This window comes from Winogradskyella costae (assembly GCF_013403865.1).
Classification (GTDB): Bacteria; Bacteroidota; Bacteroidia; order Flavobacteriales; family Flavobacteriaceae; genus Winogradskyella; species Winogradskyella costae.
Genome location: NZ_JABFDK010000021.1, coordinates 1 through 2549, shown reverse-complemented (window position 1 = coordinate 2549; position 2549 = coordinate 1). Strand labels below are relative to the sequence as shown.

The window sequence follows — 2549 nt, the reverse complement described above, 5'->3', positions numbered from 1 at the left end:
TTTACGAACCCGTGAATATTCCGCAGGAATATTCGCAAGTAGGCTAGAACAAAGCAATTAATTATACACGGTGTTGTACGCAGGTTTTATTTTTCAGTTACGTCCATATAAAAAATTCCACATTCATTTTTTTCTTGATTTGGGACATCACAATTGTTTCCAGCGTACTTAAAAGCTAATTCGAAAGTCTTTGTATGTTTTTTTATTATTGAAATCGTTATAGGTTATTTTAAACTTTGGTTTAGGAAGTTCTTCAAATTCTTCATAACAATGTTTTTCATTGAATCCAACACTAATATTATATTTAAAAACGATATAATACGCATAAACTTTGGTAATTATACTTGGAACTGTTTGCCCTTTTCCATTGTCTCCTTGACTTTCTGGAAGTATAAAATCTATTGTGTCTTTATCTAAATTAGATTTGGAAAAAAATAACCAAAAGTCATTTTTTTCATTTCTAATTGAAAATCCACTATTGTCATTTTCAATTAAATAATCTTCATTAATATACTTTTTTAAAACCTTAGATGCTTTTTTGTAATCAAAACTCCAGTATCCTTCAACATATTTAGCTGTTCCAAATCCTATATTTTGCAATAAGTAGTGAACAGAGATAGTTTTGTCAGTTTCTTTTAACGGTTTTTGATTATTTTCTAAATATTTAGTTGTTTTATATCTGATATTATCATCTTTTGTCAAGAAATTATCAGCGTAAAAAAAAGACACAAAACTGTCAAGAATTAATTCAGGCTTATAAGAACTTAAACGCTGTTTTTTAATTTCTAGAACAGTAAACATTGCTACAAGAGCCGATATAAAGGTACCAATTCCTGAAACGATTAATATAATGTCTTTTATTTCGTTTAAATTTAATTTGTCCATAATGTTTGTCTCAACTTGCGTACAACGGTCTTGTATATGGTTTGTTGCGTGTTTTAAGCACCTAATTTAGCAAATACAAACCGAATAGAAAATCCGCGAGGATTTTCGTAAGTAAACTAGAACTAGCAATAAATTATATACGTTGTTAGCACCAGTTATTTCATTTCTTCTGTTTCTCCATTCTCAAAAACACGGTAATATTTTCCATTTTTAATTAAAAGACCTTCTGATGTAATTGTTGGAAAATATTCGTAATAATCTTGAGGATGCTTGACATCAATTCCAATCACTTTTCCATTGTAAGTTCTATTGACTTTTGATTGAATTGTGTGTCCAACAATAACTGCTTTTGCATTGAATTTGTTAAGCCCTATATCAATTTCTTCCTGTGATAAATCATTTTTAAAATATCCTCTATACCAATAAGGTGATGTTATTGAAGAAGTTAGTAGTTCTTGAGTTTTCTCTCCATTTTTCTTTGGGAAATATGGTTTGTAATAATTCTCTCTAATTAATTGATTTAGTTCGTCAATATTCAATTCAGTATTTTCTAATTTAGGACTAATACCTCCGTGAACAAATAAATTCCCGTTTATAAGCTCAATTGTATTTTTGCTTTTCAACCAACGACCTATAAAAGAGTTTTTATCATAAAATTCAAATTGCTTTTTACCTAAAATGGAAGCTACGTGATTATATTTTGACTTTGAGTAGCTATGGTCTCCTTGCATATTCATTATCTCGTGGTTGCCTAAAATATAATGAACATTACCGCCTTTTGATTTCGCATCTTGTTCTAACTTATAAATAAACCATAATACTTGGGTAGTAAAATAACTACGGTCAATAAAGTCTCCAACAAGTACCAAATGATTTTTTCCAAAAGTCCAGTTTAGTTCTTGGTCAATTACAGCACTATTAATTAGAAAATTACGAAAAGTTTTATAATTACTCTCAATATCAGATATCGCAAGAATCTTTAGAGAATCAGAATAGATAGATGCTGGTACTTCAAAATTTGTGTTCGCTACGAAATTAAAACTTGTTGAATCTAATGGGTAGTAGCATTTCAAATCTACTGAAGAATCTACTTTAGAAGTTTTTGTTTCTAATTCAAATCCATTTTTTCTGTCGCCTTTTATGTAATTGATAATCAACAAACTATCATTTTTAAAAAATACATAAGGTCCTTCATCGTTCCAATTATCAGCTAAATCGTTTCGACTATGTTTTAGTGTATTACCAGATAAAAATCCGATTATTACAAATAAAGGTATTACTATTAGAAGCGTTACTATAATGTGTTTTAAGTATCTGAATATTCTTTTTTTCACGGATGTTTGTTTTTAATTGGTGCTAACGTGTTTCTTTAGTTTGTATTAAATATCTTTAACTAGAAAAAGAGGAGAACTATAACGTGTTTTAGATTAGAGATCCCTTACACGTACGAGTCCTCTCTTTCTATAAAGTTGCCAAGAACCATTTGGAATACCAGGAGAATTAACTCCCGATAAAGGAAGTAGTTAAAGCAACATAATTATAAACTTTAATTGTAAAAATATGAAAAATTACAAAGAAGTCGTTGGATGTATTATACTGATATAGGTTGACTCTTTTTTGTTAATATTTAGACGTTCAAAAGATTTCTTTTAGCCGTTTAGAAG

The 2549-nt window shown here is 28.9% G+C and carries 2 protein-coding genes; both read right to left on the bottom strand.

All coding sequences use genetic code 11. The features are described from left to right. Positions 1-168: 168 nt before the first annotated feature. Complete coding sequence (locus HM986_RS17435; protein WP_179336322.1) at positions 169-885, bottom strand: hypothetical protein; 717 nt, start codon at positions 883-885, stop codon at positions 169-171. Between the two features lie 155 nt (positions 886-1040). Further along, entirely contained in the window at positions 1041-2219 is a 1179-nt protein-coding gene (locus tag HM986_RS17430; RefSeq protein ID WP_179336321.1) for a metallophosphoesterase, read from the bottom strand. Positions 2220-2549 lie beyond the last annotated feature (330 nt).